The organism is Bacillus sp. NTK071, assembly GCF_017303315.1.
Taxonomy (GTDB): Bacteria; Bacillota; Bacilli; order Bacillales; family Guptibacillaceae; genus Guptibacillus.
Genome location: NZ_JAFKOI010000007.1, coordinates 46,385 through 72,269 on the forward strand (window position 1 = coordinate 46,385; position 25,885 = coordinate 72,269).

General features: G+C 39.3%; 26 protein-coding genes and 1 other annotated feature. Of the genes, 15 read left to right on the plus strand and 11 right to left on the minus strand.

Features of this window, described 5'->3' with window-relative positions:
* Window positions 1–203 precede the first annotated feature (203 nt).
* Window positions 204–2,636 carry a bifunctional diguanylate cyclase/phosphodiesterase gene (locus JI666_RS12555; protein ID WP_206892284.1) on the minus strand — a complete coding sequence of 811 codons (2,433 nt, stop codon included), beginning with the start codon at window positions 2,634–2,636 and terminating at the stop codon, window positions 204–206.
* Between the two features lie 83 nt (window positions 2,637–2,719).
* Window positions 2,720–3,721: a tryptophan--tRNA ligase gene (locus JI666_RS12560; RefSeq protein ID WP_206892285.1), complete on the minus strand. Its 1,002-nt coding sequence runs from the start codon at window positions 3,719–3,721 to the stop codon at window positions 2,720–2,722.
* A 44-nt stretch (window positions 3,722–3,765) separates the two neighbouring features.
* Window positions 3,766–4,011: a binding site (T-box leader), on the minus strand.
* A 145-nt stretch (window positions 4,012–4,156) separates the two neighbouring features.
* On the opposite strand from JI666_RS12560, the gene desB reads away from it, so the two are divergent.
* On the plus strand, window positions 4,157–5,212 hold the full coding sequence (gene desB, locus JI666_RS12565) for a Delta(10) desaturase DesB (RefSeq protein ID WP_206892288.1): 1,056 nt from the start codon (window positions 4,157–4,159) through the stop codon (window positions 5,210–5,212).
* Between the two features lie 109 nt (window positions 5,213–5,321).
* On the opposite strand, the gene JI666_RS12570 is transcribed toward desB, so the two are convergent.
* A complete protein-coding gene (locus JI666_RS12570) occupies window positions 5,322–5,441 on the minus strand; it encodes a YjcZ family sporulation protein (protein ID WP_084006477.1) in 120 nt (39 codons plus the stop codon).
* Window positions 5,442–5,610: 169 nt separating this feature from the next.
* Between JI666_RS12570 and JI666_RS12575 the strand changes: the two genes are divergently transcribed.
* Genes JI666_RS12575 through arsC form a run of 3 tightly spaced genes read left to right on the plus strand, consistent with a single transcriptional unit; the run spans window position 5,611 to window position 7,710 of the window.
* Complete coding sequence (locus JI666_RS12575; RefSeq protein ID WP_206892289.1) at window positions 5,611–5,955, plus strand: ArsR/SmtB family transcription factor; 345 nt, start codon at window positions 5,611–5,613, stop codon at window positions 5,953–5,955.
* 13 nt (window positions 5,956–5,968) lie between these two features.
* Window positions 5,969–7,264: an arsenic transporter gene (arsB, locus tag JI666_RS12580; RefSeq protein WP_206892292.1), complete on the plus strand. Its 1,296-nt coding sequence runs from the start codon at window positions 5,969–5,971 to the stop codon at window positions 7,262–7,264.
* 23 nt (window positions 7,265–7,287) lie between these two features.
* Window positions 7,288–7,710: an arsenate reductase (thioredoxin) gene (arsC, locus tag JI666_RS12585; RefSeq protein ID WP_206892294.1), complete on the plus strand. Its 423-nt coding sequence runs from the start codon at window positions 7,288–7,290 to the stop codon at window positions 7,708–7,710.
* A 216-nt stretch (window positions 7,711–7,926) separates the two neighbouring features.
* Here the strand turns inward: arsC and JI666_RS12590 are convergent, their stop codons facing one another.
* A complete protein-coding gene (locus JI666_RS12590; protein ID WP_206892296.1) occupies window positions 7,927–8,214 on the minus strand; it encodes a putative quinol monooxygenase in 288 nt (95 codons plus the stop codon).
* Between the two features lie 105 nt (window positions 8,215–8,319).
* The gene (locus JI666_RS12595) at window positions 8,320–8,637 is read right to left on the minus strand and encodes a hypothetical protein (protein WP_206892297.1); all 318 of its coding nucleotides are present in this window, start codon (window positions 8,635–8,637) and stop codon (window positions 8,320–8,322) included.
* 157 nt (window positions 8,638–8,794) lie between these two features.
* Here JI666_RS12595 and JI666_RS12600 point away from each other — a divergent pair, with 157 nt between their 5' ends.
* Window positions 8,795–9,094, plus strand: a complete 300-nt coding sequence (locus JI666_RS12600) for an MTH1187 family thiamine-binding protein (protein ID WP_211201501.1) — start codon at window positions 8,795–8,797, stop codon at window positions 9,092–9,094.
* Between the two features lie 83 nt (window positions 9,095–9,177).
* On the opposite strand, the gene JI666_RS12605 is transcribed toward JI666_RS12600, so the two are convergent.
* Together JI666_RS12605 and bcbE are read right to left on the minus strand one after the other, a co-directional pair.
* A complete protein-coding gene (locus JI666_RS12605; protein WP_206892299.1) occupies window positions 9,178–9,348 on the minus strand; it encodes a hypothetical protein in 171 nt (56 codons plus the stop codon).
* A gap of 70 nt (window positions 9,349–9,418) precedes the next feature.
* The gene (bcbE, locus tag JI666_RS12610; protein WP_206892302.1) at window positions 9,419–10,621 is read right to left on the minus strand and encodes a bacillibactin exporter BcbE; all 1,203 of its coding nucleotides are present in this window, start codon (window positions 10,619–10,621) and stop codon (window positions 9,419–9,421) included.
* A 237-nt stretch (window positions 10,622–10,858) separates the two neighbouring features.
* On the opposite strand from bcbE, the gene spxA reads away from it, so the two are divergent.
* The 5 genes from spxA (at window position 10,859) to JI666_RS12635 (ending at window position 15,396) form a co-directional block, all read left to right on the plus strand.
* Window positions 10,859–11,254 carry a transcriptional regulator SpxA gene (gene spxA, locus JI666_RS12615; RefSeq protein WP_136946307.1) on the plus strand — a complete coding sequence of 132 codons (396 nt, stop codon included), beginning with the start codon at window positions 10,859–10,861 and terminating at the stop codon, window positions 11,252–11,254.
* Between the two features lie 149 nt (window positions 11,255–11,403).
* Entirely contained in the window at window positions 11,404–11,820 is a 417-nt protein-coding gene (locus JI666_RS12620; RefSeq protein WP_206892303.1) for a universal stress protein, read from the plus strand.
* Window positions 11,821–12,010: 190 nt separating this feature from the next.
* Window positions 12,011–12,994 carry a zinc-binding dehydrogenase gene (locus JI666_RS12625; RefSeq protein WP_206892304.1) on the plus strand — a complete coding sequence of 328 codons (984 nt, stop codon included), beginning with the start codon at window positions 12,011–12,013 and terminating at the stop codon, window positions 12,992–12,994.
* 120 nt (window positions 12,995–13,114) lie between these two features.
* Window positions 13,115–13,777, plus strand: coding sequence for a DUF4396 domain-containing protein (locus JI666_RS12630; RefSeq protein WP_206892305.1), 663 nt, complete (start codon window positions 13,115–13,117; stop codon window positions 13,775–13,777).
* Window positions 13,778–14,115: 338 nt separating this feature from the next.
* Complete coding sequence (locus JI666_RS12635; protein WP_206892308.1) at window positions 14,116–15,396, plus strand: histidine--tRNA ligase; 1,281 nt, start codon at window positions 14,116–14,118, stop codon at window positions 15,394–15,396.
* A gap of 51 nt (window positions 15,397–15,447) precedes the next feature.
* Here the strand turns inward: JI666_RS12635 and JI666_RS12640 are convergent, their stop codons facing one another.
* The 4 genes from JI666_RS12640 to JI666_RS12655 form a co-directional block, all read right to left on the minus strand.
* Complete coding sequence (locus JI666_RS12640) at window positions 15,448–16,257, minus strand: MeeY/MeeF family manganese export membrane protein (RefSeq protein WP_206892310.1); 810 nt, start codon at window positions 16,255–16,257, stop codon at window positions 15,448–15,450.
* A 453-nt stretch (window positions 16,258–16,710) separates the two neighbouring features.
* Window positions 16,711–17,442, minus strand: a complete 732-nt coding sequence (locus JI666_RS12645; protein ID WP_206892312.1) for a class I SAM-dependent DNA methyltransferase — start codon at window positions 17,440–17,442, stop codon at window positions 16,711–16,713.
* A 144-nt stretch (window positions 17,443–17,586) separates the two neighbouring features.
* Window positions 17,587–18,948 carry a DUF4179 domain-containing protein gene (locus JI666_RS12650; RefSeq protein WP_206892313.1) on the minus strand — a complete coding sequence of 454 codons (1,362 nt, stop codon included), beginning with the start codon at window positions 18,946–18,948 and terminating at the stop codon, window positions 17,587–17,589.
* The gene (locus tag JI666_RS12655) at window positions 18,929–19,462 is read right to left on the minus strand and encodes a sigma-70 family RNA polymerase sigma factor (RefSeq protein ID WP_206892314.1); all 534 of its coding nucleotides are present in this window, start codon (window positions 19,460–19,462) and stop codon (window positions 18,929–18,931) included. Before JI666_RS12655 ends, JI666_RS12650 begins: the two co-directional genes overlap by 20 nt.
* A 235-nt stretch (window positions 19,463–19,697) precedes the next feature.
* Here JI666_RS12655 and JI666_RS12660 point away from each other — a divergent pair, with 235 nt between their 5' ends.
* The 5 genes from JI666_RS12660 (at window position 19,698) to JI666_RS12680 (ending at window position 25,672) form a co-directional block, all read left to right on the plus strand.
* Window positions 19,698–20,336: a spore coat protein gene (locus JI666_RS12660; protein ID WP_206892315.1), complete on the plus strand. Its 639-nt coding sequence runs from the start codon at window positions 19,698–19,700 to the stop codon at window positions 20,334–20,336.
* 2 nt (window positions 20,337–20,338) lie between these two features.
* A complete protein-coding gene (locus JI666_RS12665) occupies window positions 20,339–20,812 on the plus strand; it encodes a PDZ domain-containing protein (RefSeq protein WP_206892321.1) in 474 nt (157 codons plus the stop codon).
* Complete coding sequence (locus JI666_RS12670; RefSeq protein ID WP_206892323.1) at window positions 20,799–21,263, plus strand: hypothetical protein; 465 nt, start codon at window positions 20,799–20,801, stop codon at window positions 21,261–21,263. Before JI666_RS12665 ends, JI666_RS12670 begins: the two co-directional genes overlap by 14 nt.
* A gap of 253 nt (window positions 21,264–21,516) precedes the next feature.
* Entirely contained in the window at window positions 21,517–22,188 is a 672-nt protein-coding gene (locus JI666_RS12675) for a YwrJ family protein (protein WP_206892326.1), read from the plus strand.
* Window positions 22,189–22,456: 268 nt separating this feature from the next.
* Window positions 22,457–25,672, plus strand: coding sequence for a M36 family metallopeptidase (locus JI666_RS12680; RefSeq protein WP_206892328.1), 3,216 nt, complete (start codon window positions 22,457–22,459; stop codon window positions 25,670–25,672).
* Window positions 25,673–25,885: the final 213 nt, after the last annotated feature.

The window sequence follows — 25,885 nt, forward strand, 5'->3', positions numbered from 1 at the left end:
TTTAATAAATGGCCATGTTAGTGAGCAGTGTTGATTTTTGGCTCATTCGAGTGAAATTAAGGTTTCACTCGAATGAGCCAAAAATTGAGAAATCAACAATATGAGCTAACATAGCCTATTAAATAAACGCTCCTCGATTGCTTATCTATTTTTTCGAACAATATACCCAAAGAAGTGAGAAATATAACAGTCTTTCAATCAATTCAAATCATTAAACAGTATTGACCGGGTGTTAAATATGTTGATTCAATATGTTCAGACGTGACAGGCTTACTAAAGAAATAACCTTGTATACTGTCACACCCCTTATCTGATAAGAATTGCGCCTGTTCAATGGTCTCTACTCCCTCAGCAATCACGTGAAGCTTTAATTGCTTGCTCATCGCAATGATCGCGCTCGTAATTTGATCTGACTTTACATTGTGAGTCAATTCATCGATAAATGACTTATCAATCTTTACCTGATTAATGGAAAAATCTTTTAAATAGCTAAGCGAGCTATGACCGGTACCAAAATCATCGATTGAGATGCTAACACCAAGATCTCTTAAAGAAGTAATCATCCATGATGAACGTGTTGAGTTCTCCATTGTCATGCTTTCTGTCACTTCAAGCTCAATTAATGAAGGATCGAGATGATAACGTTCAATTGTGTCTTTCACTGTCGTTATAAGCTCTTCCGTCTGAAACTGCTTTGCTGATAAATTAACTGAGACACGAATCGGTTTCCCCATGTTGCTCCATTTCTTCGCCTGTGCACATGCCATATCCAGAACCTGACTCCCGAGTTCAATGATTAATCCAGTCTCTTCTGCAAGTGTTATAAAATCATTCGGATACCTTAGTTTACCTTCCTCTGGTTGCCAACGAACGAGCGCTTCAACACCAGACAGTGAACCGTCCTCACATTTCACTTGTGGCTGATAGTGCAGAACGAACTCCTTGTTTTGGAGAGCAGTTCTAAGCGAACTTTCTTGAATTAATCTTAATTCGCTTTTTTTACCCATTGAAGTAGAGTAGAATTGGTATTTCTGCCTATTTCGTCCCTTCGCTGAATACATAGCGATATCAGCATGCTTCATTAAAGATTCCACATTTTTCCCATCATCAGGGGTCAGGGCAATACCAATACTGACTGATGTTGAAAGCTCATGAGAGCCTACAAGGAACGATTCTTTAAAGCATGCGATAATTTGATCCGCTAGTTCGTCAGGATATATCTTCTGAAAATCATTAAGCACAATGACAAACTCATCCCCTCCAAGCCTCGCCAGAAATCCATAGGGCTCGATGCAAGATTGGAGACGCTGTGCAACAGCTACAAGGAATTCATCCCCCGTATTGTGTCCGAGTGCGTCATTAATCACCTTAAACCGATCAAGATCAAGCATCATTACCGCAACACCATGACGATCTTCTTTGCCATTTAAGACTTTCTCCAGAAATTCACCAAAGAATCGACGGTTCGGTAGAAGGGTTAGTGCATCGTAGTATGCCATTTGTTGCGTTTCTCGCTCCGCTTTTCGTTGTTTCGTGATGTCTTTCGTAATCGCATATATCCGATCTAGCTTATCGTTTAAATAAATCGGAACAAATGTAACATTTAACTCATTTACATCACCTTGAAAAGTATAAACTTTCGTATTCAGGCTGACTGCTTTTTTTGTTTCATGCACTTTACGAAAATGCTGTCGCATTTGTACGTAATCGTCTTTCTGAAAGAAATCCATCGGATTGATGCTACTTAACTGTTCTTTCTTAACGCTAAATAACTTTTCCCCCGCTGGGTTAAGAGATCGAATCCTCCCCTCAACAGATAGCGTCATGATCGCATCGATACTATAAGATAGAAGAGAGCGAAGGCGATAATCATTTCCTTTCAGCTCGATCGATTGTTTAATAAATCTGCGCTCTGTCACAATACCAAAGATCAATATGGTTTGGATGCATAAAGTACACATCGCAATAACGATTGAGAGTGCGGAAGTGTTAAGGCCTTCCATATCTTCATCATTTACTGCTGAAGATAAATGAAATGTTGCAGCTTCAACCCCTACGTAATGCATACCTGCAATTGCAAGCCCCATAACGCTAGAGCTTATGACTTTCCACAAAAACACATGTCTCGTTGGAGTAGCTTTCGAAAACGCAAATGATAGCTTTAGAGCTATAAAAGAAGCTGCTACTGAAATGATTATTGATAGAGCTAGAAGCCAGCGATTGTATGTAATCACTACCATGTCCATTGCTTCCATACCGATATAATGCATAGCTATGATGGCACTCGCCATAAAAACTGTACCTATTATGAGCCTACGATTTGTTAACTTTTGACTACCTACTGCTAGAAGAGCGATGAATGCTCCAACAAAAGATGCCCCAATGGAAAGAAAGACAAATGACAAATCATACGTTACTGGTACTGACATTGAAAATGCTAACATGCCTATAAAATGCATGGACCAGATGCCAATTCCCATCGCTCCTGCTCCTCCAATTACCCATATCCACTTACGAATACCTTTCGCAAGTGACACTCTCCCTCCAAGATCGAGTGCACTATAAGATGCAATAATAGCGATGATTATGGAAAGTATCATGATCGATATATTGTATTGTCCGGACATTTGAATCATATAGTTGTTCCTCCGATATTATCTAATGATGTTCTACTCTCATCTTTTATCGGACAGTCTTTGACAAAACTTAAGACAATACTTCATGACATACGAATTCCAAGCTTTCTTTTAATCTCATTCAGAAAAGGACGAGCCCTTTCTCGAGCTTTCCTTGCTCCTTCTTCAAGAACTAAGTCTAGTTCCTCTGTATGCGACATGTAATAGTTATACTTTCTCCGTGGCTCCTCAAGGAAAGAGTCCATTGCTCGAAAAAGTTCATTTTTGGCATCTCCCCATCCTATTCCATGCTTAAATCGTTCACGCATTCGTTTTATATCCATATCACTCGCAAACTCTTGATACAGTGCAAACACTACTGAATCATCAGGATTTTTCGGTTCATTTGGGAGTGAGGAATCCGTTTTAATACGATTAATTAGTTTACGAAGTTTTGTAGATTCTTCAAATAAAGGAATCGTATTATGATAGCTTTTGCTCATTTTCCTTCCATCAAGACCTGGTATGATAGCAGTTGAATCCTCCACAAAATAATCGGGTATCAATAATGTTTGACCATAATGCTTGTTGAATCCTTCAGCAAGATGACGTGCAATCTCAACATGTTGAATTTGATCCTTTCCAACTGGGACAAGGTTAGATTTGAAAAGTAGAATATCAGATGCCATTAGAACCGGATAAGTGAATAACCCCATGTTTACACCTTCATCTGGCTCTCGTCCTGTTTCATTATTACGGTCAACAGCCGCTTTATAGGCATGAGATCTATTCATTAAACCTTTTGAACTGAAACATGAAAGAATCCACGATAGTTCAAAAACCTCAGGTACGTCAGATTGGCGATAAAAAATCGATTTCGATGGATCAAGACCTAATGCAAGCCATGTAGCTGCAATTCCATAAGAAAATTCTTTCATCTGTTCAGGGTCTCGTACGCTCGTTAATGCATGATAATCAGCAACGAAATAAATCGCCTCAAGGTCATCATTCTTGGCAAGATTCAGGGCAGGCTTGATCGCCCCACTATAATTACCAAGATGAACTTTACCCGTTGGTTTAATTCCAGTTAGAACTGTCTTCTTCATCTCTTCTCCTCCGTTTTAGACAACACAAAAAGGCCTACCCATCCAAAAAGGACGAGTAACCCGTGGTGCCACCTTTATTCGCTTACAAACGTAAACGCACTTAACACTTACAAGAACAATAACATTCCGATAAGGTGTCTTTTGTATCGGTAAGACGCTCCGCCGAAGCCTACTATGTGTTCAGTTCGGTAGCTCAGAAGCCCATTCCTTTTTCGCGCACACTGATTCTCACCTATCATCAGCTCTCTGAAGTGCTACTCGAAAGTACTTTTCTTCCTCATTGCTAGACTATTTTTTTATAATTCTAACTTTATCCAAAATAAAGATCAATACTTTTCCATCCTATAACTGAATAATTTAAACCTCCTCCGTACATTATGGAATTATATGACCATCCTAAATGGCAGCAGCAGATCAAAATGGGAGGATATAACGATGAACGAATTACATTCATTCAGCTGGTATGCTGCTCGTATTAAAAAGCATATGCCTACTGAAGCTTTTAAACCCGTCCCGAGCAGATTAATTGGGGGAATTACATATTTAGTGATAACAATAAGCTGTTTTCTTGTGATCGGACTGTTTGATTTACACCCACTATTGAACTTGGTAATCTCCATTATTATTGGTGCTTCCTTTGCAGGACTTGGCTTTCTAGGCCATGAAATTCTGCATGGGACCGTAGTCCGCAACTCATGGCTTCGAGACTTTCTAGGCGCTATTGCCTTCTGGCCCTTAAGTACTGGACCACAGCTTTGGAGAAAATGGCATAACCTTAACCATCACGTTCATACACAACACGATGAAAATGATCCAGATGCTTGGCCTACGCTTGAGAGAATATCAAAATTAAAAGGATTTAGGTGGATCTATCAACTACCATTGTTTATACGTGCATCCTTCGCCTTTGCATCCCTTGCTGTTCAATTTACGGCTCATTCACTCAGGATGTTTACTGTGTATGTAAAAGAATTTAAGCCACGTAAGCAACCGAAAGTATGGTTACAAACAATTCTCCCCTGGATGACATGGTTTGGCCTTATTTTCTTTATTGGCTTTACCAAATGGCTATTTGCCTTTCTTATTCCACTATTAATCGCTAACTTTATTGTAATGGCCTATATATCAACAAATCACAGACTGAACCCACTAACTCCTGTGAATGATCCACTTGCAAACAGTTTAACGGTGACCGTTCCGAAGTGGGTAGATACGATTCATTTCAATTTTTCCTACCATACGGAGCATCATCTTTTTCCTGGAATGAATCCAAAGTATTACCCAATCGTTAAACAACATATTAAAAACATGTGGCCAGAGCGGTACCATGAAATGCCTATGTCGCAAGCTCTTATTGCATTATGGAAAACACCGCGTGTTTATTTCGAGCACAATGAGCTAATCGATCCTATGAACAAGAATGCTTATGGATCTCTAGGAAACAAGTTAAACCCAAAAGCCATTCTTCCACGTAAGCTGACAGATAAATAGCGCACAAGAAAAGGCTGATTAAATGAAATCAGCCTTCTTGCGCGTTTATTATTCAACCCATGCTCTATCGACAGAAAGATTCTGCCTCATACAGCCTATGTTCAGAGAATTAGTAGCCTCCTCCAACAAAAGCTGCACCTACGATGATAAGGAGAATAAACAGCACTACAATTAGAGCAAACCCACTGCCGTAACCGTATCCCATGGAGTATGACCTCCTTTCCATCATGGATTACTACATACTATGCAAGACTCACAGTAATGGATGGGCGTTCGCTCAAGTTTTTGGTTTTACTTTTCGATCAATGGATGGAACAATATCGCTCAGTCCTCTTTCGTTCAATTTCCTATTGCGTATATAAGGATATACTTATATACTAATCCACGGAGGTGAAGGGATGGAGAAAACATTAATTGAAATCGATAAAGCAGCTGCTGTCTTTAAACTACTTGGTGATAAAACACGCCTAACGATTATCGGTCTACTTAAAGATGGTGAATGCTGTGTTTGTGAATTCGTTGAAGTTCTTCAAATTAGTCAACCCTCTGTTAGCCAGCACCTCAGGAAATTACGTGATACTGGTCTTGTGAAGGAAAGAAGGCGCGGCCAGTGGATTTTCTATTCATTGAATCAGGAACATGACGCTTTTTCAATTGTAGAAAGCGTACTTGCACTTATTCCTGAACAAATGGACAAGCTAACTGAATTAGAGAATAAAGGATTACGCATTTGCTGCGATTAATGGGGGAATTGGATTGACTTCTGTCTTACTAGCTATACTTATATTTGTACTTACACTAGTGCTTGTCATCTGGCAGCCAAAGAATCTTGGGATTGGCTGGTCTGCCTGTGGAGGCGCTATACTCGCTCTGATGGTCGGAGTGGTTGATTTTCAAGATGTTATAACCGTAACAGGTATCGTCTGGAATGCTACATTTGCATTTATTGCGATTATATTAATCTCACTCATTCTTGATGAAATCGGGTTCTTTGAATGGGCTGCTCTCCACATGGCTCGTGCAGCTAAAGGGAACGGGCTTCGCATGTTCATTTACGTTACATTGCTTGGCGCAATTGTTGCCGCACTTTTTGCGAATGATGGAGCAGCACTTATCCTTACGCCAATCGTTCTTGCGATGGTTCGAAACTTGAATTTCAAAGAAAAAATGATTCTACCGTTCATTATGGCGAGTGGATTTATTGCAGATACAACGTCCTTACCACTTGTTGTTAGTAACCTTGTAAACATCGTATCTGCTGACTTTTTCAATATTGGGTTCGTTGAGTACGCGTCTCGTATGATTGTACCGAACTTCTTCTCTCTCGGTGCAAGTATTCTTGTGCTATACCTCTTCTTTAGAAAAGATATACCAGGAAATTATGATGTGAATGAGCTACGTTTACCAAATGAAGCCATTAAAGACCACAGGATGTTCAAACTTTCATGGTTCGTTCTCGCGGTTCTACTTGTAGGGTATTTCGCAAGTGAATTCATTGGCGTACCTGTTTCAATTATCGCTGGTATTGTTGCCATCTTCTTCCTGCAAATGGCAAGACGAAGCAAAGCTGTTGAAACAAAAAAAGTGATTCAAGGTGCACCGTGGGCTATTGTTTTCTTCTCGATTGGGATGTATGTTGTTGTTTATGGTTTAAGAAACCAGGGCTTAACAGATGTGCTTGCAGGCGTTATCCAGACTGCTGCTGATCAGGGTTTACTTGCTGGAACATTATCAATGGGTTTTATCGCAGCAATCCTGTCATCTGTGATGAATAATATGCCAACTGTTATGATTGATGCGCTTGCAATCCAAGCGACATCAACATCCGGAACATTACGCGAAGCATTAATCTATGCAAATATTATCGGATCAGATCTTGGACCTAAAATTACTCCAATCGGATCACTTGCAACGCTCTTATGGCTTCATGTTCTATCGTTAAAAGGTGTGAAGATTTCATGGGGTTACTACTTTAAAATTGGAATTGTCCTAACGGTTCCAACACTGTTTATTACACTACTCGGCCTATACCTGTGGCTGATTATAATATAAATTGCACTTAAAAGGAGATTATTATGTCTAACAAAAAATCAATTTATTTCTTATGTACTGGAAACTCTTGCAGAAGCCAGATGGCTGAAGGATTTGGAAAGAAGCACCTTAGTGATAACTATAACGTTTATTCTGCTGGAATTGAAGCTCATGGGTTAAATCCAAACGCTGTGAAAGCGATGAAGGAAACAGGGATTGATATCACCAATCAAACTTCTGATATGATTGATAAAGAAATTCTGAACAACGCTGACCTAGTTGTTACACTCTGTGGAGATGCTAATGACAAGTGCCCAGTGACACCTCCAAATGTTAAACGCGAGCACTGGGGTTTCGACGATCCCGCTAAAGCAGAAGGATCAGAAGAAGAGAAATGGGCATTTTTCCAGCGTGTTCGTGATGAAATTGAAGATCGTATCGCTCGTTTTGCTAAAGAAGGTAAATAAAGAAAAGAAAAAGGCACTTCAACCTTCGTTGAAGTGCCTTTTTCTAGGTATGGACTCAATATATCCGCGAAATTTTTGATATATCCGCGAAATAATGTTTTTATCCGCGATTTTTCGGTTATTTCCGCGGAAATGAAAATATATCCGCGATATTGAATGCCAGACTCTAAGAGAAGGCCCTTCCACATCGTTAGTGGGAGAGCCTTCTTTTCATGCTTAATCGAGCTTTTTCATTTTGTATACGTCTCTGCTAGTTATGAGGTTTCCAATATCATTACGATATTTCTCATAATGATCTGAGTTAATGTGTGACTCTACTGCTCCTTGATTTTCCCATACTTCATAAATCACAAACGTTGTATCTTCTATGGATTGATGAACGTCATATTGGACGCATCCTTTTTCATTCCTCGAACCATCTAGAACTTCTTGAAGTACCTTCCTAACGTCATCTTCATGACCTTCTTTCGGCTTCAAAATAGCTGTTACTGCAAGTTGTTCCATATACCCTTACCTCCAATTGTCATTTACGATTAGGATAAGCATAGTAGGTCCAACTTATGAAAGCAAAAAAAGTGCTTAAGTCTACCTAGTGAGAATAGCAATTCCTTATTTCTTTTCCTGGTTGCTACTTTGTTTTGAGATCGGTTTTAAGATCGTCCGTTGAAGAGGTACCCCACCCATGGATATGTTCCTTTCAATAAAAGCATACTGTTTTTCATCAATTAGAAAACGACGATGGCCTATGTATTCAACTTCCTTACCCTGTGACTCTAGCTCCGCTTTAATGGCATGGATGTACTCATTAAAATCAAAATATCGCTCATCAAAATCAATTTGTATATGGTTTTTACGATATCCCATCAACCAGTTAAATCCCGTTAAGGAAAGAACGATACCTCCAATTATAATAAAAACACTCCACATGTTTTGTACCTCCTTTATTATGTTATACGAACAAAAATTCATAATAGTTTCAACTATTTATAATTATATGGAACATTCCGAATGTTCGTCCCGTGTTTTAAATTCTACAAAAAGGTAAATAACACATTTAGAACCTTAAAAACAGGAGGAGATTATAATGGCTTTACTAGAAATTAGCGTCGCCCCTATCGGAACAACTCAAACAAGCATGAATCATTATGTAACGGATGCTATAAGATTGGCAGAGAAAGAAGGGTTTACTTATCACATTGGTCCAACCTCAACAGTGTTTGAAGGTGATGTAGATGAACTGTTCGAACTAGCAAGAGATATTCACACTAGTGCGTTAAAGAACGGTTCAGATCGTGTTGTTACGAATATGAAAATTGAGGATCGTGAGGACAATGCACTAACGATTGATGGACAAGTGAATGAAGTGAAAAGTTCGATTGGATGAGGGAGGATGGAGAACCATTCTCCTCTTTCATTACAAAAATTAGAGCACAAAAAAAGATGAAAACTCACTCCAGAGTTTCCATCTTATTTGTCTCCATTATCATGATTATTTAATTGATGTCCTTGTTCGTACTCGGCAAGTTCAAGTTGCAGACGCTTCTGCGTGCGCTTTTTATCGTAATTCAGAAATAAAGCAGCTACTGCAATAAATCCTATACTTAACATTAGAAATAGTAAAATTAAATCAAATGACATTCTACATAACCTCTTTTCTCTTTTTTTATAAATTCTGGGGGAATATTTATATACCCTTTCTGGAGCAAGGTTAAACATCCCCCTCTGCTTCAGGTTTAATCGCAAAGAACCCAAGGAGCATTGCGACGGCGCTTATGCCTGCTGAAACATAGAAAACTGATTCATGGGATTGGTTCATTAGTATGGCGTAAACTGGTGGACCTGCCGCTACACCAAGAAATCGTGTTGAGCTATAAAGTGAGGTAATGGTTCCCCTTTCTTCTTTTTTGACACCTTCAGTTATGAGTGCATCAAGGCATGGGAGAGCCGCACCAATCCCTATACCAGCAAGAAATAGAATGAGTAGCATTAGCCATAGCTTCTCAGTAAATGAAACCATTAACGTAGATGCAGATATGAGTAATAATCCAATAAATATACACCACTTCATCGTCTTTTTCTCTTCACCAATTCGCTTACCTGTTATAAAAGAAGTAAGTGACAATGCAACAAGCGGAATAGCGATGACTGCGCCTTTCTTAACCCCAATAATTTGAAACTCATTCTCAAGAAAGCCAGCAAGGTAAAAAAGCACACCAAAAAGAACAAACATAATAATTCCACCAATTGCAAAGATAGCCGTAAGCCATTTGCCATCTTGATGAAAAATTCCTTTTAAACAAGTGAGGAAACAAGAAAAAGTTTGTGGTTCCTCGTTTTTTTCTGGTGATTTAACAAGGAAAATCACAAGTAATATTGAAATAAGTGAGAAAACAGGAATTGATAAGAATGGTAAGTACCACAGAAATGATGCTAGAAGTGCCCCAAGTATGGGACTTAGTACTTTTCCAACTGTATTCGACGTTTCAATAAGACCTAGACCAGCACTTACATCTTTATCACTTTTAAACAAATCACCAACAAGAGGAAGCACAACCGGTGCTGCACCGGAAGACCCTATTCCTTGTAATACTCTTCCGATGAGAATCATGACATAGGGATCTTCAAGTGACCACGCTGCCCACCCTGTCACAAGTCCACCTACTCCTGCAATAAATAAACTCGGTATGATAATTTTCTTTCGACCGAACCGATCAGATAAATAGCCTGCAATTGGAATTAACAGAATGGCTGCAATTGAATATACCGTAATGATCATCGATACTTTAAAGGATGTGATGCCTAGCTTCTTCTCAATGATCGGTAGAACAGGTATAAGCATTGAATTACCAAGTGTCATAACAAGTGGAATGGATGCAAGCGAAATAAGATCCCACTTCTTTTTATCGTCCATAAGCTTCCTCCAGTAAAAACTGCACTTCTCAAGTAGTTTGCCTGCTCTTGTTCTCGGGTATACGTAAGTAACCTGGCTATTTCTATACTTAATTACACTTTAAACCATTAGACAAAATGCACTTTAAACATAGATAAACGTCAAGAATGTGTAACATTACTTACAGTCACAATGCCCACTCATACTGTATACTACATGGAGATGAGCCATGTAACATTCCATTTGGAGGTCAAACACATGATCACACTTTATACTTCACCAAGCTGCACATCGTGCAGAAAAGCAAAAGCCTGGCTTGAAGAACACAACCTTCCTTACGAACAACGAAACATGTTCTCAAAGCCCTTATCGGAAGACGAAATTAAAGCAATTATTCGCATGACCGAAAAAGGGACAGAGGAAATTATCTCTACACGTTCGAAAGCTTTTGACGCTCTTGATAAAGAACTTGATGAATTGACGTTACAGGAGCTCTACAGTCTAATTAAAGAAAATCCTGGCATTCTTAAACGCCCTATCCTTCTTGACACTAAACGTCTTCAGGTTGGTTTCCATGAAGATGAAATCAGAAGCTTCCTACCAAGAAAAGTAAGAGCATTCCAGCTTGAGCAAATTCTTCAAGAAGCCCAATAGAACTCATAAAAAGCGAGATTTTCTCTCGCTTTTTTTATTTGATATGCGGTGTTATTTAGTTAAAGATTGGTCTGATTGAGTTTCACCTTTTCCGGGTATGAACTAGAAAGAGAGTTAATTTAAGTTACAATGTCCGGAGGTTTTTAGATATGTATGAAAACATCATGCTTGCATCTGACGGCTCAGCAGATTCAAACAAAGCAGCTGAACAAGCGTTTCAACTAGCTGACTTAACAGATGCAAAAGTAGAAATTGTCTATGTCGTTGACGGTGAAACGTCAAAGCATGACGTATTACGAAATGTGGATTCTCTCGGTATGGATGAAGAAAGAAGGGACAAACTCCGTGCTGCAGAGGAGAAAGCTGTAGAAGCAAACGTAACCTATGATGTCACCATTCTTAGAGGCAATCCTGCGAGTAAGATTGTGGAGTATGCAGAAGAGAAAAAAACCGATCTTATCGTAATGGGAACGAGAGGTTTAAACGTGCTACAGGAAATGGTAGTCGGCAGTGTTAGTCATCAGGTTATCCAAAAATCAAACTCCCCGGTTCTCATTGTAAAATAGACCGGGATAGAGAAAAGACTCCTTAATAGAAATAGGGAGTCTTTTCGTTTATTATATCAAAATAAGATTATATTCATTAATAGATAAAAAAGCGCATGGTTTACAAATGATTATCCCGGTGAAACCTACTCTAGTATGATAAATCTTACATTCATTTAGAAGTAATCATTTTTAAGAAGGAGGAATTACGATGAAAGCTCTAGTACTTAAAGAAAATGGTTTATGGAATAACATGACAGTAGAAGAAATTGAAACACCTACACCTGGAAAAGGTGAGGTCCTTGTGAATATTCACGCAGCAGGATTAAATCCTGTTGACTATAAGACAGCAACCAACAGAAATCCTAATTGGGAATATCCACATGTTCTAGGGTTAGATGGGGCTGGCATCATTGAGCAAGTAGGTGAGGATGTAACCGAATGGAACCCTGGTGATCGCGTCGTCTATCACGGAGATCTGACAAAGAAAGGAACGTTTGCTGAATACGCGATAACGTCTGCCCATACGATATCACCTCTCCCTGATGCAATCTCTTTTGAAGATGCAGCTGCTATTCCTACTGCTGGTTATACAGCTTATCAAGCACTTTTCCGTAAACTGCATATTCACAAAGGACAAAAAATTCTTGTTCACGCGGGTGCGGGTGGTGTTGGCGGTTTTGCAATTCAAATGGCAAAATACATGGGCTTAACGGTCATTACAACTGCATCCAAACGCAATCACGAGTATGTCAAAAAGCTTGGTGCTGATTATGCCATCGATTACAAAGAGGAAGATTTTGTTGAAAGAGTGCTTGAGATAACAAATGGAATTGGAGTAAACGCTGTACTAGATGCGGTAAGTGGTGATAACGCAACAAAATCACTTGATACCCTTACGTTTAACGGCCAAATCGCCTACATCGCAGGTGCACCTGACTTTACTCAAGGGGTTTCTTTCGCTCGTCCCCTTTCCTTCCACCAAATTGCACTCGGCGGAGTCCATCAATCTTCTAATACTGCGGAACAAGCTGATCTTGCAGCGCTGGGAGATGAAATGATCAACCTTCTTCTTGGTGGGTATGTTGATCCAATGATTCAGCAAATTGTTTCCCTTGAAGATGTTCCACAGGCGCTAGTTGAATTATCAGAACGCCATGTGACTGGAAAGATTGTTGCTAAGGTAAAAGAGTAAACTATAGATCGTCCTCGTATTTTGAGGACGATTATTTGATGCAGTTCAAAAAAACCATGTTAACTCAATACCCCTAATGGGTAATGGAAAGTATAACTCCATTGTACGAGGTGAATGTTAATGACAACTTTAGAACTAATTTCAATTATCGCTCTTTCCATTGGGCTTCTCTCATCACTCATTATCTTGATCGATGTCATTCGTCATCCTCAAATGATGACAATTATGAACGTCGTATGGCCAATCAATGGCTGGTTTTTCGGTCCATTTGCCATTTGGTCTTATTATAAATGGGGCCGTTTGAAAGCGAAGAATTTGGATTACGAAGATAACCGTGGCACCCCCGCCAAAGTGTTTATGTCCACTAGTCACTGCTCAGCTGGTTGTACACTAGGAGATGCAGTTGGCGTACCAATCGTTGCTCTAACAGGATTTGCACTTATGGGCTCCATCCTTTATACACATTACTTAGTTGAGTTCATACTTGCATATGGCTTTGGAATTCTTTTTCAATTCTATGCTATTTATCCGATGAATAAAGAAAAAGGTGCATGGAATGCCATTAAAGAAGCTGCAAAGGCTGATACACTCTCCCTTATCGCATTCGAAATCGGCATGTTCGGTTGGATGGCAATCGTTCATTTTGTTCTTTTCACTGAACCTCCTAAACCAGATTCTTCCGTCTACTGGTTTATGATGCAAATTGCGATGATCTTAGGATTTGGGACAAGCTACCCTGCGAATTGGTGGCTTGTGAAGAAAGGCATTAAAGAAGCAATGTAGAAAGTCGGGTCTAATCCCGGCTTTTTTTATACCATAGAGGAATCTCTGGTACCCACTTCCAAACCTTTATATTGGAATTATTATCTCGCAAAAATATCTAAAAAAAGAAAGATTGTCACAACAATTCTGATATGCTACTATATTCTGAAATAAGAGGTGAGCGATATGATTAACTTGAATTTTGTCGTACAACTTCATCATCACAGCTAGCCTTGCTATCCGATTCCTTAAAAAATCGCGCATAGGAAGGCTATTACCCGTAACCGCATGAACCTGAAGAGCATGATTCTTCATTCAATGCGGTTTTTTTGTATTCAAAAAACGAAAGGATGAAGAAAATGAGAAAGCTAAAGGATCAGAACGTTAAAGGCACAATGGATTATTTACCAGAACAGGAGGTCACTCGACGTAACATAAGAAGGACACTAGAAGACAAATTTATTCAGTACAATTGTCTCCCACTCGAAACGCCTATCTTAAATAAACAGGGGCTATTGGCGTCTAAATATGCTGGTGGTGCAGAAATTCTAGAAGAAATGTATACCTTATCTGATCGTGGTGAACGAGAGCTTGCTCTTCGGTACGATTTAACAATACCCTTTGCCAAAGTGGTTGCAATGAACCCAGGTTTGAAAATGCCTTTCAAACGTTATGAAATCGGGAAGGTTTTTCGAGATGGCCCTGTGAAACCGGGTCGATTCAGAGAATTTACGCAGTGTGATGTTGATATTACAGGTGTGGACTCCCAACTAGCAGAAGCAGAGTTAATGGAGATGGCTTTCGATATTTTCGATGAGCTAAAGCTTGACGTTACGATTGAATATAACAACCGCAAACTTCTCGCTGGTCTGCTTGAATCCATCTCAATTCCAGATCCACTTTTGAACGACGTTATTTTAACACTCGATAAGCTAGAGAAAATCGGGATCAAAGGTGTTAAAAAAGAACTACAGGAAAAAGGGATTTCGTCTCAATCAATCAGACTTGTTGAAAAGGGAACACAGGAATGGGTGAACAAAGACATTAGCTACTTTAAGCAGTTCTCTTCTTTTAATAAAAAGGTTGAACAAGGTTTGCAGGAACTCGAAGAACTAACCTCCTATCTTGAAGGACTAAGTTTGCAAAATCGATGTAAGTTCAATCCGTTTCTAGCCAGAGGACTCGACATCTACACAGGTACAATTTATGAAATCTTCTTAACCGATCAATCCATTACATCTAGCATCGGGAGTGGAGGTCGCTATGATAGTGCGATTGGTGGATTACTTGGAACGGGTGAACCCATCTCAACAGTTGGCATTTCGTTTGGGCTTGATGTCATTCTGACTGCAATTAAGAGTAAGGAAAACTCTCTATCACTAGACGAGAATCCAGATTATCTCATCATTCCTATAGGAACAAAACGTGAAGCTCTTATTGTAGCTTCTTCTTATCGAGAGAAGGGTTACAGAGTTGAACTCGATATGAGTGGTAAACGGACTGGCAAATCACTCGACCGTGCCAATAAAAGAGGAATCAATCAAGTCATACTTGTTGGAGAACAGGAAGTTAAGCGCAATGAAATTATCATGAAATGTCTAGTTGATGGGAAAGAAGAACGCGTTCCATTTCAGTTTTAGTTCAAATAAAGAAAAAGCGATAGATCAGATGATCTATCGCCTTAAAAAATATTATTCTTCCTCATGAAGTTTATTAACACTTCTCGGACTATCTTCTGTAACATCTCCTTCTTTTCTCTTTGAAAGAAACCATCCGCCAACGGCAATGAGTATCAAAACACTATAGAAGGTCGCCTTCCAAGCTACAGATTTTGCAAACGCCTCTGGTAATACACTTAATTCAGGATGTGACAGGGTGTAAACGGATAGCTTAACACCAACCCAGCCAACAATCATAAACGCCGCAATCTCTAAACCTGGCTTTGCTTTCAACAATGTAACAAAGTAGTTAGCTGCAAATCTCATAATAATCAAACCAATAAGACCACCTGCGAAGATTACTAGGAATTTCCCTCCATCTAGTCCACCAATTTGAGGAAGAGGGGTATTCGGGAGAGTTACCGCTAATGCAACTGCTGCAAGGATTGAATCTACTGCAAAAGCAATATCTGCTAGTTCAATTTTAATGACAGTGCCCCAGAAGCTGGCTTGTTTCTTTTCTTTGTTTTCCTTTTCTTTGTTTATCGTTTTCTTAAAAATCGTTTTTCGAACAATATGATTGATCGCAATAAACAATAGATACAGTGCTCCTATTGCTTGCACCTGCCACACATGCACCAGAAACGAAATGGCGAATAGTGATGCGAAACGAAAAACAAAAGCACCTGCTAATCCGTAGAACAAAGCTTTTTTACGCTGTTCCTCGGGTAAGTGTTTAACCATAATAGCTAATACTAGAGCATTGTCTGCTGCTAGTAGGCCTTCAAGTCCGATTAGAAGTAGCAAAACCCAACCATACTCAAGTAAAATAGCAAACTCCATTTTCATCCCCCTTGTTCTTATTTTTTATAGAAATACTAACCACAAAAATAACCTTTACCCGCAAGTGGTAAAGGTTATAAATATAGACCTTTACCATAAGTAAAGGTCTTGCTAACAACAGTTAAGTTGCCAACAAAGCCGAGAGTGTGAACACTCTGGAATGACGACTTTGTTGTAAAAGCTACTCCCCTTTAGGAGTCCGATTATTAGATTGTTAAGATTATATTAAATTAAGGACTAGCTATCAGTCAAGATCTTTTTTAATTGGCTTTTTTCTAAATGGTAATTTTCTAAAAGATTGTTACTTTTTAAAGATTATTTATAGAGAACACCACTTCATAGTTGATTGGAGCGGAAGGAGGCTCACCGCCCGCCCTGCGGAAAGCGAGCACCTGAAGCGCAAATCAACCTCTACTCTTATAGCGACATTGTCTACGAAAATAGCCTTTTAATTTAAGGCTTCTTACAAGAAAAAAGTAAAAATAACGGGATTCTCTTTCTTCGTTCATACTCCTCTTCACTTTCAAAGTTTTCTCTTAGAGGCGTTCCTTCGCGAAGCGCTTGAACCTCAAAACCAACCCGTTGCAAAGATATGAAATATTCTTCAATGGTTCGGTGATACTTAACAACTTCCTCACCAATCCAAGGTTCAATTCTTTTCCCAAGAGAAAAGTAATCATCCACAATCCAATTAGAGCGCTTTCCCCCTTGCATACTTCTAAACGAAGCTGTTACCACAGGATGTTGAACACTAAAAACAAATTCCCCACCTGGTTTCAATGTGCGATAAACCTTTTTCATAACTTGCTCAACATCTTCTATGTAATGTAGAACTAATTGAGAGACAACACGATCAAACGAGTCCGCTGGATACTCGTATTCTTCTAAAGAGGAGTGTTGAACATTGCCTTTTGCTCCCTCTAACTTATGAGCAGCTCTTTCGCACATGTTCTTAGACCCATCAATGCCTAAATAAGAAGAACAATTGCGCTTCAATAACTCTTCACCAAGTGTTGCATCACCACAACCCAGATCAAGAATGCTTAAATCATTGATATCCCCTAGAAGGTCGAACAGTGCTGGATTCTCAATCAGCTTGTTTGGACTTTCATCCCGATGTCGTCTTACCATATAGTGATCGTAGAACTCCTTATTGTCATAAACAGACGAACCTTTATACTCCAATACTGTTTCCTCCCTCATTTTGAGCATTCTGCATACTATTCGCTAGTAGGTCTCAATCTCCTTCAGGTATTTCACACGACCTTTTATTTCTCAGCAAAAAAAGGAAGGATTGTTTGAGATCTCAAACAATCCTTCCTACCATAGTTAATTCAACTCAACTTTCACAGGCTCCAATTCAACAGGCAAATTGCCGCTTAATCCTCCTAAACTCACCCGGACCACATAGTTATCTTCATTGAAACTTTCCACTTTGCTAACATCAAAGGTACTTCTAAAAATAAGCTTTTCTTTATCTAACACTTCAACAGAATGCTTTAGTGGTTTTTCGTATATTTCTTTCCGGCTTTCTTCAACTAACACAACATCATTTCGAGCAATGCCTTGATAGAAAACGAAACCTCTATCAGAACGTCCATTATTAATTTGAAAATCAAGCGCAACTTTATCTCCTTGAACCTTCATCCTGTTTACTGAAATGACGTGATCCTGTCTTTTAGATTCAATTTCCACGGGTAGTTCTTCAGAAAGGTGAAGATAGTGATCTCCCTCCCCACTGACTGCTACTTTAGGGTGTATTTCTACATAATCCGTTTTATCCTTAAGATTCTCAGGAATGATACTTCTTCCCTTTACAATGACATGCTTATTTTCTTCATAGCTTTCTAGGTCAATTCCATCCATTGATATGTGAACCTCTTCCCCCTTATCGTCAAATACTTCTAGACGAACTTGATCATTTTTCCCTTCAAGTGGGAACGTCCCAGTATAATCGATCGCTGTTGACGCCTGGCCCTCTATAATGGAATCAAATTGGACAGCAACACCTGCTTTTTCGTTATGTCTTGATTGATTCACTTTCATTTCTTCATATGGGAGTTGTTCAATTGGTACATCGAATTTCCAGGAACCTTCTTTATCTCCAATTCTTTTAAACTCTAACGGAAAGGTCGTATTGGCTGGAAGTTCTTCCTTCGGATAAGATAACTGTATTTTTCCAACATACCCATCGCCACTTTCTTCCATGGCAACGATCTCTTTACTATCACTGATTGCCTCATTGCCACCGTATATCTCATAGAAACCGTTAATTTCATTAAACTCATTTTCTTTTACCTTTCCTTCCACTCTAAAAGAAACACCTACAACTGCACCATCGTAATACGCACTAGTCATTTCAACGTCAATTCCTTTATCACTCGTTTTCTCATCGAGCTCTGTTATTAAATGTTGTGAAGTTAAATTCCGCCCAACCAAATCATTGAATATATGATAGGCTTCTCCAATAACTGGGACATCCGCTAGGGCATTAGACATACCTGATGAAAGGAATGTTGCTGATAGAAAGACCGCCGCTGCAGTTGATAGAATTGATCGTTTCATTCTTCTTTGTCGTCTAAACGAACTTTTGCTATCTGCTTTATCAATTCCTGATTTGATCGAACGTAATAGCTCATCCTCAGGTACTTCGATTTTGTCATATTGATCTTTATAAAGATTTTCCTTCATTAAACCCAGCCCCCTCTAGAATCGTTTTTAATTGTTTTCTCCCTCTTTGGAGATACGTCTTCACAGTATTTTCAGGTAGTTCGAGTACGTTAGCTACTTCTTTAATCGACAGATCATGATAATGAAATAGAACAATTACATCTCTATAATGATGTTTTAGTTCATTTATCGCATTTGCTAAATCCATACATTCATCAGAACTTTTCTCTACCCTAGACAGAATTGGCGTTATTTTTTCTAATGCCACCTCATCTTTTCTTTTCCTAAGTGAATCGTAGGCGCAGCGAATCAGAATTTTTGTTAACCATGTGAGAAAGAACTTCTCTTCTTTTAATGTGGTGATCGCCAAAAAGCTCTTAAAGGCGGTTTCTTGAACAACGTCCAATGCATCTTCTCGATTTCTTACATAAAGGAATGCTGTTCGATACAATTGGTTTCTATGTAAGACAAGTAGTTTTTCGAAAGCCTCCTTGTCTCCTTTTATCGCTTTCTTTACAAGTTTTGCTTCATTCATGATTAACCTCCTTTAGCCATTAGAGTGAGTGGCTAGACAAAAAGTTTCATTTCTAATAAATAAAATTATTCCGAACGAATCCTTACCTATTTTTCTACTAGTTTCACAGTCCATTAAATGCTTGGACAAACACACATTTTACCATTATTGGACAAATATACGTGTCTTTGTCCCTCCATGATACGTACAATGCCATTACAAGTGTTTATATAAAATTTTGAAAGGATGTATTAAATTGCAGGCTAACTTTTCTCATATGAAAGATTATATCGGTCACAATGTACAAATCAATCGCGGGGGGCCAGAGAAACAAATTGGAGAATTACTTGATCTTCAAAATGATTTCTTAACGGTTAAAGGAGAGAACGATGTTGTTTTCTACTATCAGACAACTCACCTAAAAAGTGTCACGGTTAACACGAAAGAGGAACTTGAGGTAACTGTGACACCTATTCCCGAAAAGAAGGTTGTCACATTCGCAAAAGCTGATAACTTTAATGACTTGCTAAAGAACTTTCAATATAGCTGGGTTCAAATTAACCGCGGCGGACCAGAAAAAGTAGAAGGTGCACTTCTTTCCATTGCTGAAGATCATGTGATTCTTGCGAAAGATGCAGAGTTAATGCACATCTCTATGTTTCATATTAAAAGTGTGAGCAATCCCGTTAATAACAACCAGGAAGAAGACTCTAACGAGAACACAGATTCTAATGACAAGCAAAATGGAAACGAGTCTAAAAATGATGAAAATAAAGAGAAAAACAATCAAAAAAATAGCAATAAGAGAACATCAAGTAGTAACAACAGCCTCTTCTCTAACAACTGGAAACCAGTACAAAGAAGAAAGTCTTCTTCAAGCAAGAAAGGGTGCTAATAATGGGAAGTAACTTCACGTATTTAGATGACTTCATTGGGCGTGTTGTTCAAGTTGATCGTGGTGGACCTGAGTCCCAATCAGGAATATTACTCGCAAATCGAGAAGACTTCTTCATTCTAAAAGGTGAAAACGAAGCCATTTATTATTACCAACATACTCATGTAAAGAGCATTTCCACACATTCTCAGGACGGCTTTGGTCTAACTACTGTCCTCATAGAAGAAGATTTATCAGAAGGAACTACTTTTACAGAAGTCCTAAATGAATTGCGTCACAAATGGGTGAACATTAACCGTGGAGGTCCATCAAAGATGGAAGGTTTGATCGATAGCGTTAAAGGCGATGCCTTAACACTCATCTATCAGAACACACTCCTTTTGGTACCGATTTTTCACATCCGTAACGTCACTTTAGGAGCTCCAAAAATCGAGGAAAACGAACAACCGGGAGGAAAGAACAATGACAAATTTTAACAGTGAACATTTGGCTGATTTGAAAGGAAAAACATGTCAGGTCAACCTTAAAGGGCCGGAAGCAAAATCTGGACTACTTCTTAACGCTGAGGAAGACCATCTCATGCTACAAACAGAAAATGAAATCGTTTATTACAATCTTGATCATGTAAAAAGCGTTTCAATTGATACAACAGAAACGACTGAAACAACAGAAGAAATGTTTCTAAATCCTATTAGCGAAAAATCATTCGGAGAAGTAGCAAAAGCAATGGAACACAAATGGATTACAATTAATCGTGGTGGACCTGAGCATATGGAAGGCGTTCTTGTCTCTGCTGAAAGTGACACTATCCTAGTATTAAAAGACCGAGAACTAGTTCGCGTAACATTTTTCCATATCAAAAGCTTAAGTACAATTCAAACCAAAATTAAAGTAGTACCTGAGAAAGAAGAATTAAACAGAGCATAATTCTTATATTGTGAGATGAGTGGAAAACAATGATAGCAGCACTAACAATCTCATTATCCGGCTATTTCATGAACCAACTCATTAAACTACCTATGCGATTAATTATTGGGCCGGTCGCTGAGGTGAAGTTCATTTCATTTTGTGAAGAGGAAACGACATGCATAATCCTTCTATTATATTAACGATCGTCGTCTTCCTCCTCACAATTAGTATTTTCTTTTGGTTAAAACGTTTGAAAGAAAGGGGGTCTAACGTGAGCGATTTGACTGAATTAATAAATGAAACCATTAAGTTAAAACTGAATGGAAACAGTGATTTGAAAGGAGTTCTAATCGACTCAGGAAACGATGTTCTTGTCCTTTATGATGGTGACAATTTCATCTATGTCTCGCAGTTTCATGTCCATTATCACGAGGTTTGCACGAATGATAGTGACAAAGTCGCTAAACCAAAGGGTTCTTTATTTACTGAACCTGAGGCATTAAACTCAATCTCATTTCGAAAAACCTTGCAAGAATCTCGAGGAGTTTTTACTGAAGTATTCGTTTCTGGTCATCAAAGCATACATGGTTACATTACAAGTGTAATGAATGATTATATCGTCTTCCAAAGTCCTATCTACAAAACGATGTATATTTCACTCAAGCATTTAAAGTGGCTGATACCATATCCTCAAAATGTACGACCCTATGAGCTTACAGATAGGGAATTTCCTGTCGTCCCGATCGGTTTGTCATTAGCTCGCACATTAGAAGAACAATTAAAAAAATTGCTTGATCAGGTGGTCATTTTCGACCTAAATGAAAATCCTAATAAAGCCGGAAAACTAACAAGTATGCAGGGTAATCAAATTACGTTAACGAGAGCTCGCAACAAGCCTGTTTTTCTAAATTACCACCATATTAAAACAGTCCACTTTCCATAACCGCCCCCTCACCCATTCATCCGTTCCTCGATAGATATGTTCGTCCGTTATCTTCTAACGGACATTTTGTCTTTACCTTCCTTCCGTTTCTTTATCTGATTCCTTCCCCCTATTACCTATCCCATCTATATCTTTAGTTCTATTCGGCCATAGTTCCAACAAACAAAGCTGATAGGTAGTTGTCAGTATTTGACGTGTTTTGCAAAGGAGATCGAAATAACCTGAAGAAAACCCTACTTATGCTAAATATAAGGGGGCTTCAACCATAATGAAAAACGGAAAGTTATTTTCGACTATAGGAGCAAGTTTACTCGCTGGTTCATTACTTGTATCTGGGGGAGCTAGTGCTAACGTATCAGGTCCAATTGTTGAAACAAGTGTGTATGACCACGTTGAACTTAATTCAGCAAAGATGGATATGAGAAATGTATTAAACAAAGTGTTACCTACAGGAACACAACTAAATGCTGCAGATGCTCTAATTAGCCAAGCAGGCGCAGGAGTTAAAATCAAATGGAACTCCCTTTTTGGAACACCATCTATGATCATGAAAGACCAGGGGTACCTTACAGAAGCGTCAAACAAAAATGCAGAAACCATTGCGCGAAACTGGTTAGAAGAAAACGCTGCGCTATTTGGAGTGAAAGCTTCTGAGATTGCTAATTTAAAAGTAACTCGAAATTATGCTATGAAGGATACTGGTCTTCAACCTGTTACATTCCAACAAACGTTTGATGGCATTGAATCGGTTTATGGAGGTCGTGTTATCGTTGCTGTTAACAAAGAAGGTAAAATTCTATCTGTTACAGGAAACATGAGCCGCTCCACTTCTCTTGCAGACAATTTCGACCTTACGTCTACTGAAGCGCTAAGCAAAGCAATTGAGCTACAAAGTCCATCGATTTCCTACACGCCTAAATTAATCACTACTGATAAAGGCTGGGACGTATTCGGTGCAGACGTTCTCCCTGCTAAACAACGAGTGAAAAAAGCAACATTCATTACGGAAGACGGCGTTCGTCCTGCTTACCGCGTCTTATTCATTGAAAAGCTAAATGAAGGATACGAGATTGTGGTCGATGCAGCGACAGGCGAACAATTGTACAAGCGCTCCCTTGTTGACTACCTAGCAGATCCAGAAGGACTAATTTTTGAAAACTTCCCTGGTGCGCCAAAGGGTGGAACACAAACTGTAAAGTCATTTAATGGTGACCCTAAGGCATCACCGAATGGCTGGTTATTACCCGGCACTCCTCTTGGTGTTACGACATTCGGAAACAATGCAAATACGTTTGCGAACTGGAGCAACTTTATCGCACCTGCAGATCAAGCAGTAAGGCCAGTTGCACCACTTGGCGAATTCAGCTTTACATTTAAAGATTCTTGGAATAAGACCAAAGGACAAACGGTTCCTCCTTCTTACGCTGATGATGTAAATAGTGCATCAACAAACCTTTTCTATCACCATAATCTTTTCCATGATTATTTCTATAACCTTGGTTGGGTAGAAGCTGCGGGTAACTTACAGCTCTCTAACTTCGGCAAAGGCGGTATGGATGGGGATGCCATTCTTGGTCTTGTCCAGGCAGGCGCAGCATCAGGTGGCGCACCAACTTATACGGGCCGTGACAATGCCTACATGCTCACGTTACCAGACGGGATTCCAGCATGGAGCGGAATGTTTTTATGGGAGCCAATTGCGGGCGCATTTGAAGGCTCTTATGCAGATGGAGACTTCGACGCAGGAATCATCTATCATGAGTACTCACACGCCTTATCCACTCGACTAGTAGCTGGTGGTGAAGCACTTGGAAGTCACCAATCTGGTTCGATGGGAGAAGGATGGGGTGACTGGTATGGTATGCATTACTTGCTTAAAAAAGGATTGCAGGATAAGCCGGTCGTTGGCGGTTATGTAACTGGAAATATGGAAAATGGAATTCGAAGCTATGCTTTAGATGACGCTCCTTATAACTACGGAGACGTGGGGTATGACGTGGGTGGTCCTGAAGTTCACTCTGATGGAGACATCTGGGCAGCAATTCTATGGCAAGTAAGGGAAGAGTTAATTGAAACATACGGTAAAACAGAAGGTGAATCCATTGCCGAGCACCTTGTTATTGATGCGATGCCGATTTCAGTTCCAGAGCCTTCAATGGAAGACATGAGAACAGCCATCATTGCATCGGACTTTGAGCGTTACGGCGGTGAACACTATGATGCACTATGGAAAGCATTTGCACAGCGTGGTTTAGGTTCTGATGCTTATTCAAATGGTGGCGATGATACCGATCCAATCCCAGCATTTAACCACCCTGATGGAAAACTCAATGGACAGATTTCAGGAACTATCATTAATTCAGCAACGAACAAGCCAATTAAAGATGCTCGTATCATTGTTGGTGAATTCGAAGCTAGAACAAGCCCACTATCTGTTACAACTGAGGAAGGAAAGTTTGCGACATATATGGTGGAAGGTACGTACGACATCACTATACAAGCAAAAGGATTTGGTTCTAGAACAATTCGAGATATTACGATTAAATCAGGTAAGAAGAATAACCTATCGTTTAAACTATCACCAAACGTTGCTTCATCCTTTAACGGTGCTTCGATCGCAAATGTTTCAGGTGAATCTGACAGTAACCCAGTGAAGTTCGCGATTGATGATACTGAAGCAAGTGTATATGCTACTGATACACAAGAGAACGGATTCAAAGGATCAGACTTTGTTGTTGATTTAGCCGGTGACGAAGCAGTCGATATCTCTCACATCCAGGTAAGTGCAATGAAAGATATTTCGAAAGCTAGATTTGCAACGCTTAAGAACTTTACCGTACAAACATCAATGGACGGGAAGAACTGGACAACTGTCGTAAGAGAAAAATTCTCTGCTCAAAAACCTAGACCGACTGTAGCTGATCTCCATTACAAAGGATTTGACTTAGACCAGCCTGTGAAAGCTAAATTCCTTAAATTTATTGCACACGATTCACAAGATAATTCTAAAGGATACGTTCAAGTTGCTGACGTCCAGGCTTTCACATCTAAGAAAGCACAAATTGAGCCAGTTACACTCCAACCAGAAGAGCCATTTATCGCTGAAGGTACTGTTCAAGCAGGAAACGCCGGAACTGGAATCGGAAACCTTGCAGACGTACCAGCCACTCTCGCTGTAACGGAGAATGAATTCGTGACGACTCAAAATCCACAGCCAGCTTCTCAAGGTGCTGATGGTTATGTCGTTACACTCCCAACACAATACGGAGATGGCATCCATAACTTCACACTAGAGGGCCTGAGCAGCACCGAATATGATTATGATGTTTATTTCTACAACAAGAACTTCGAACCAATTGGCGGCGTCGCAACTGCTGGTGCTAATGAAGCTGGAGTCATTCCTGGAGGCACAAAATATGTGTATGTAGGATTATACTCAGGAGCAAATGTACCGTTTACGTTTACAGCAACGAGCCCATATTAAAATATAGTAGATTATAATACAAAAGCGAGCTTGCATGTTAAGCTCGCTTTTGTGTGTTTTCCTTCTGATGTTTGAAAAAATGTGTCTTCCGTTACTAGATCTGTGAATGACAAATGTAACTTCTTTTTTTAAAATGGACCTTTTCTTAAAGATTGTTGCTCATTAGAACTGTTGTATAAATACCACACTTCGCTAATTGGAGCGGAAATTAAC

Bases quoted from the DNA above. Each gene is read 5' to 3' on its own strand.
- JI666_RS12555 (WP_206892284.1), bottom strand. From the start codon at position 2,636: ATGATTCAAATGTCCGGACAATACAATATATCGATCATGATACTTTCC.
- JI666_RS12560 (WP_206892285.1), bottom strand. From the start codon at position 3,721: ATGAAGAAGACAGTTCTAACTGGAATTAAACCAACGGGTAAAGTTCAT.
- desB (WP_206892288.1), top strand. From the start codon at position 4,157: ATGAACGAATTACATTCATTCAGCTGGTATGCTGCTCGTATTAAAAAG.
- JI666_RS12570 (WP_084006477.1), bottom strand. From the start codon at position 5,441: ATGATGGAAAGGAGGTCATACTCCATGGGATACGGTTACGGCAGTGGG.
- JI666_RS12575 (WP_206892289.1), top strand. From the start codon at position 5,611: ATGGAGAAAACATTAATTGAAATCGATAAAGCAGCTGCTGTCTTTAAA.
- arsC (WP_206892294.1), top strand. From the start codon at position 7,288: ATGTCTAACAAAAAATCAATTTATTTCTTATGTACTGGAAACTCTTGC.
- JI666_RS12590 (WP_206892296.1), bottom strand. From the start codon at position 8,214: ATGGAACAACTTGCAGTAACAGCTATTTTGAAGCCGAAAGAAGGTCAT.
- JI666_RS12595 (WP_206892297.1), bottom strand. From the start codon at position 8,637: ATGTGGAGTGTTTTTATTATAATTGGAGGTATCGTTCTTTCCTTAACG.
- JI666_RS12600 (WP_211201501.1), top strand. From the start codon at position 8,795: ATGGCTTTACTAGAAATTAGCGTCGCCCCTATCGGAACAACTCAAACA.
- JI666_RS12605 (WP_206892299.1), bottom strand. From the start codon at position 9,348: ATGTCATTTGATTTAATTTTACTATTTCTAATGTTAAGTATAGGATTT.
- bcbE (WP_206892302.1), bottom strand. From the start codon at position 10,621: ATGGACGATAAAAAGAAGTGGGATCTTATTTCGCTTGCATCCATTCCA.
- spxA (WP_136946307.1), top strand. From the start codon at position 10,859: ATGATCACACTTTATACTTCACCAAGCTGCACATCGTGCAGAAAAGCA.
- JI666_RS12620 (WP_206892303.1), top strand. From the start codon at position 11,404: ATGTATGAAAACATCATGCTTGCATCTGACGGCTCAGCAGATTCAAAC.
- JI666_RS12625 (WP_206892304.1), top strand. From the start codon at position 12,011: ATGAAAGCTCTAGTACTTAAAGAAAATGGTTTATGGAATAACATGACA.
- JI666_RS12630 (WP_206892305.1), top strand. From the start codon at position 13,115: ATGACAACTTTAGAACTAATTTCAATTATCGCTCTTTCCATTGGGCTT.
- JI666_RS12635 (WP_206892308.1), top strand. From the start codon at position 14,116: ATGAGAAAGCTAAAGGATCAGAACGTTAAAGGCACAATGGATTATTTA.
- JI666_RS12640 (WP_206892310.1), bottom strand. From the start codon at position 16,257: ATGGAGTTTGCTATTTTACTTGAGTATGGTTGGGTTTTGCTACTTCTA.
- JI666_RS12650 (WP_206892313.1), bottom strand. From the start codon at position 18,948: ATGAAGGAAAATCTTTATAAAGATCAATATGACAAAATCGAAGTACCT.
- JI666_RS12655 (WP_206892314.1), bottom strand. From the start codon at position 19,462: ATGAATGAAGCAAAACTTGTAAAGAAAGCGATAAAAGGAGACAAGGAG.
- JI666_RS12665 (WP_206892321.1), top strand. From the start codon at position 20,339: ATGGGAAGTAACTTCACGTATTTAGATGACTTCATTGGGCGTGTTGTT.
- JI666_RS12670 (WP_206892323.1), top strand. From the start codon at position 20,799: ATGACAAATTTTAACAGTGAACATTTGGCTGATTTGAAAGGAAAAACA.
- JI666_RS12680 (WP_206892328.1), top strand. From the start codon at position 22,457: ATGAAAAACGGAAAGTTATTTTCGACTATAGGAGCAAGTTTACTCGCT.